Consider the following 4,843-nt stretch of genomic DNA (forward strand, 5'->3'; position numbering starts at 1 on the left):
GATCTTTCTCCTCGTTCATGCCGCCGACATCCAGGACCGTGATGGGGCGGTTGATGTTCTGGCGGCAATACGCAGGCGCTTTCCCTGGCTGCGCCACATCTTTGCTGATGGCGGCTATGCTGGCAACAAATTGCGATCCGCGCTCGCCTCCATGGGAAAATGGACGGTCGAAATCATCAGGCGGTCCGATACGGCGAAGGGCTTTCAGATCTTGCCTCGCCGCTGGGTGGTTGAACGGACATTCGCCTGGCTGGGACGGTGCAGGCGGCTCGCCAAAGATTGGGAAAAGTCCATTGCTTCCTCAACCGCGTGGACATTGATCGCCTCGATCCGCATGCTCACACGACGGACAGCAAGGCATTGTCAAGCTTGGAAAACTTTCGGATCGGGCTCTAAGGTTTCATGATGTAATAAACCGTATCAGACAGGTCCGGCGCCAGATAATGGTAATTACCTAACCGTAACCATATCGGGGAATATTCTTGATATCCGGTGTATATTCAGGAATGTACGGATCGGCACCCAGACATTTGCAGACCGTGCCGCAGCCCCCTGCAAAAAAAGCAGGTGAATACCCGACATGATTATGGGAAATATTTCCTAATAGACTGATCTTCCAGTCAGGACGGTCCCGGTTTTTGGTCTGTCCAATCGCCAGCGCCATCGCATGCGCCATAAGGCGGACAGGGCGGCCCAGACCATCGCACACGGCATGGAGTTTTGAGTTTAGGTCACCTTTTGTCCGCCCGATATGGCGGGGAAAAACCTCTTTTGGAGCAGGGAGGCCGATGTCCGGTGCGCCTTGAGGTGTGTCGCATCGATCATCAGGCGCTTTGAACGGCCTGTCTGTTCTGTCAGGGCGACGAAGATCCGGTCAAAGACACCCAGTTGGTGAAGAAATTATCCGTGAAGACAATGTAAGATGGGCGGAACGGTCCCGGAGCAAAAAGCTTAGCCTGATACAGTAATCATGACTGGTTGATATTCACGGCACCTTAACAGATAGCGCCTCTCCGTAAGAAACGGAGAGGCGCAGGCATTGATTTTCACGTTCCGGAATTTGCGACCAGAACTGTTTAAAAACAGTTGGCCGGCATCGCAGCCGTACGGGCATGTCCATGAATTGTAATGGCGTCCCCTTTTGCCAGCACCCCCACGATCAGGGCGGTCTGTCCCGTATTCCATGCCATTGCAAGCAGGATGCCGGGAATGCCGGCATCGCCAGAGGGGGGTGACAGCATACCCATTGCATAGGATATCAGGCGGCCATACTCCCCTGCCGTATACGTCACGCCGTGACACCGGCCTGTCCTGCCCGCGGGATAGAGCAGGAACAGCGGGTCGTCTTCATACATGGCCTCGGGCGGGTAATCAGGTTCGTACCAGTCCACGACGGCATCATGGTGATGATCGCGTCCCGGCTTCATCATGATTTCCGCATCCCCTGCCGTAACGATCAGTACCAGCCTGACCCGGCAACGGGAACCTGCCGCGTGCAATGCCTTGTCCAACGTGGCCTTCAGGGGAGTGTCGTAGCCGGTTCCATTCCCTGTCAGCACGGCAACCGCACCGCAATCAGCCAGGCGTTCGCCCAAGGCTGGCGCGCCCAGCACGGCTGGCAGCACGACATGCACCGCGCCAATACGGATGCATGCCAGGACGGCAACCACGCTTTCCACCATCAGGGGCAGATGGATCGCCACCGTGTCGCCACGCTGCACCCCCTGGTCCGTCAGGGCATTGGCAAGGCGGCAGACACGTTCATGCAGGTCGCGATAGGACACGGGTTGCGTATCGGTTCCCTGCCCGGATATGGCGGGCCTGTCCGCATGGTCCCCCAGATGGCGGTCCACGCACAGGGCGGAAATATTCAGCATGCGCTGCCCGTGCGCGGGCGACGATGACATGCCATGAAGGACGGCATGGCCCGTCATTGGTGGAAATGCCCGCCCCATGGCAGGGGCTGACAGAATGGAAACGTCATCATGCATCATATGGGTCATGGTCGTGTTCCTTGGCGTTCAGTGCACGCGCGAAGCGCCATGCAGGGCTGCAGTCAGTCAACGGCGATGTTGCATGTCAATCGCCCCGGGGTATCGGGTGCCTGAAACGGCAGTTATTATGTTTATTCTTGCCCGACCCTGGCGTTCGTCTTTACTGCTCTTGTTTTTGTTGATGGGGACTGTGACAAATCCCGGTTGCAAACGGAAGACGTTTTGCCGTTTAAAAGAGTGAACACCACGAAGCGGATTGCAAAGATTGCAAAGATGAAGAAACCCGCCACCAAGACCTTTACCGGATCGCGTATCCGCCACCAGCGCACCCGTGTCGGCATGACACAGAGCGCACTGGCCCGGAAGCTGGACATATCCGCCAGTTACCTGAACCAGATCGAACATGACGCCCGCCCCCTGCCGCTGACGCTGCTTGATGCGCTGTGTGAGATCTTTTCCGTTGGCGTGGATTATTTCAGCGATACTGAAGAAACGCGCGGCATACAGGCATTGCGTGAAATACTGGCTGATCCGGTATTTGATGCCGATGCGGTAAGGCTGGACAGCATTCAGGCGGCGATGCGCGTGGCACCCGACCTGTGCGCGCAGTTCATCCGGCTCTATCGCGCCTATCTGCTACGGCAGGAACATACGGCCGCCCCCCTGATCGGCCCNNCCTGCCGCAACACGGCGGGGTGCGGGATGCGCCCGACCGGGTGGAACCCTACGAAGCCGTCAATGACTGGGTGCAGGCCCAGCGCAACTATTTTGATGAGGTGGACCGCACGGCCGAACGGCAGGCCGAACAGATGCGGCTTGATGCAGGCAATCCGGGCGAACAACTGACCCGCTACCTTCTGGACCGGCATGGCATCCGCACCGAAATCGACCTTGGCCTGGGGCAGAAGGGCCTGATGTGGCACATGGACCGACGGCACCGCACCCTGTTCCTGTCACGCATCATCCCGTCGGAAAGCAGCACGTTCTGGATGGCGCAGGCACTGGGGCAGCTTGAACACCAGGGGGTATTTGCCCGCACGATCCGCCGTTCCCGCCTGCATGAAACCGAAGCAAGGGGACTGGCGCGCGTCTACCTGACCAATTATTTCGCCGGTGCGCTGCTGCTGCCCTATGAACGTTTCCGGACAACCGCCCGTGACGTGCGCCATGACCTGGAACGGTTGCAGCGCCATTTCGGGGTCAGTTTCGAACAGGCCTGCCAGCGGCTGAGCACCATGCAACGCCCCGGAAGCGAGGGGATTCCGTTCTACTTCCTCAAGACGGATATCGCGGGCAATATCCTGAAAAGCTTCAGCGCGAACCGTTTTACCCAGTCCCGTTTCGGCGGCCCCTGCCCGCTATGGAATATTTTCCGCGCCTTCAGCACGCCCCAGCAGGTGCAGGTCCAGCTATCCCAGACGACCGATGGCGCGCTGTACCTCAACATCGCGCGGACAGTGGGGCGCAGCAGCATATCCTACCTTGACCGCCCGCGCCTTACGGCTGTGGTTCTGGGCTGTTCGATTGCGGACGCCCGGCACCTTGTCTATTCCGCCGGGCTGGACCTGCATGACCCGCGCATGATCATTCCCATCGGGCCGGGCTGCCGTGCCTGCACGCGCGAAAACTGCCATCACCGCGCGCTGCCGATGGTCGGGCACCGTGTCGATATTGATAACGAGGGACGTGGCATCGCGCCCTATCGCACGGCATTGTAAAGGCTGTCTGAAATGATAAGGGTGTTTTTTGGGTGTCGCCTTTTTTCAAAAAGGCGACGTCTTTCGAAGCTTTTTGAAAAAAGCTTCACCAAAAACTTTTATAATTTCAGTGGGACAAATGCAAAACGGCTTCCGTGATACCGGAAGCCGCCTGTCATATATCCTGTCCCCATCGTATTCGCGGGGACAGGGAAACGGGGTCATCAGGCCTTCTGCGTCGATGCCCTGAAGATCTGTTCGATGGACTTCGCGAGGGCTGCGTCAAATTCCGCATCCGTCATGGTGTAGCGCAGGTCTTCGAGCAGCGCGCGTGAGAAACTGGCGATCATGCCATGGTTTTTCGCCAGCCGCTGACACGCTTCATCACGTGGATACCCACCGGACAGCGCCACGACGCGCTGCACGCGCGGGTGCCTGATCAGGTCAAGGTAAAGATCGGCCTTTTCGGGGATCGAGACCTTGATCATCACCTGGTAGTCACCGGGCAGCGCATCAAGCCCACGGTGCAGTTCGTCATGCAGCAGGGCTTCCGCCCCTGCCTTGTCCGGGCTTTTGATCAGGACTTCGGGTTCCATGATGGGCACGAGGCCACGGGCGGCAATCTGCTCGGCCAGGGCAAACTGCTGCTTCACGATGGCGGCGACACCCTCACGCTCGGCCAGGCGGATGACCGAACGCGCCTTCGTGCCATAGATGCCCTTGCTGATCGCCTGGTCCAGCAGGGGCTCAAGGTTGGGGATGGGCTTCATCATCTGCACGCCGCCCGCTTCGGCCTCCAGCCCCTTGTCCACCTTCAGGAAGGGGACGACGCCCTTTTCCTTCCACAGGTAGGTGGGAACCGGCGTGTCCTTGACCAGCCCGTTCATGGTCTGCTCGAACAGGATGGCGGCGAGGATGCTTTTGCCCGTGAAGGCCGGGGCGGTAATGACCCTGACCCGCATTTCGTGCATCAGGGCAAACATCTGCGCATCGGTGCTGTAGGCGCTGTCCGGTATGCCGTAATGCCGCAGCGCCCCCGGTGTTGATCCCCCGCTCTGGTCCAGGGCCGCGATGAAACCCGCGTTCTCCGACATGTTCTTGCGCATCTGCTCAACAGGCATTTCTATCTATCCTATGTTCAGTATTTATATA

At 58.7% G+C, this 4,843-nt stretch carries 5 protein-coding genes and 1 pseudogene; 3 read left to right on the forward strand and 3 right to left on the reverse strand.

The window, feature by feature from the left end; genetic code table 11:
• Positions 1-406: IS5 family transposase (locus GEU01_RS23445; RefSeq protein WP_019087398.1), on the forward strand; the 406-nt coding region annotated here is incomplete at its 5' end.
• 48 nt (positions 407-454) lie between these two features.
• Here the strand turns inward: GEU01_RS23445 and GEU01_RS25980 are convergent.
• A complete protein-coding gene (locus GEU01_RS25980; protein ID WP_155820443.1) occupies positions 455-664 on the reverse strand; it encodes a hypothetical protein in 210 nt (69 codons plus the stop codon).
• Positions 665-1,076: 412 nt separating this feature from the next.
• Positions 1,077-2,003 carry an AMP-binding protein gene (locus tag GEU01_RS19495; RefSeq protein ID WP_019087399.1) on the reverse strand — a complete coding sequence of 309 codons (927 nt, stop codon included), beginning with the start codon at positions 2,001-2,003 and terminating at the stop codon, positions 1,077-1,079.
• Between the two features lie 330 nt (positions 2,004-2,333).
• Here GEU01_RS19495 and GEU01_RS27790 point away from each other — a divergent pair.
• Both GEU01_RS27790 and GEU01_RS27645 read left to right on the forward strand, forming a co-directional pair.
• Positions 2,334-2,411: pseudogene (locus GEU01_RS27790) on the forward strand (helix-turn-helix domain-containing protein); the annotation flags it as partial.
• Between the two features lie 299 nt (positions 2,412-2,710).
• Positions 2,711-3,712, forward strand: coding sequence for a helix-turn-helix domain-containing protein (locus tag GEU01_RS27645; RefSeq protein WP_456303525.1), 1,002 nt, complete (start codon positions 2,711-2,713; stop codon positions 3,710-3,712).
• Positions 3,713-3,915: 203 nt separating this feature from the next.
• Here the strand turns inward: GEU01_RS27645 and GEU01_RS19505 are convergent, their stop codons facing one another.
• Positions 3,916-4,812: a fructose bisphosphate aldolase gene (locus GEU01_RS19505; protein WP_019087400.1), complete on the reverse strand. Its 897-nt coding sequence runs from the start codon at positions 4,810-4,812 to the stop codon at positions 3,916-3,918.
• Positions 4,813-4,843: the final 31 nt, after the last annotated feature.

The sequence above is a fragment of the Komagataeibacter europaeus LMG 18890 genome (assembly GCF_000285295.1).
Taxonomy (GTDB): domain Bacteria; phylum Pseudomonadota; class Alphaproteobacteria; order Acetobacterales; family Acetobacteraceae; genus Komagataeibacter; species Komagataeibacter europaeus.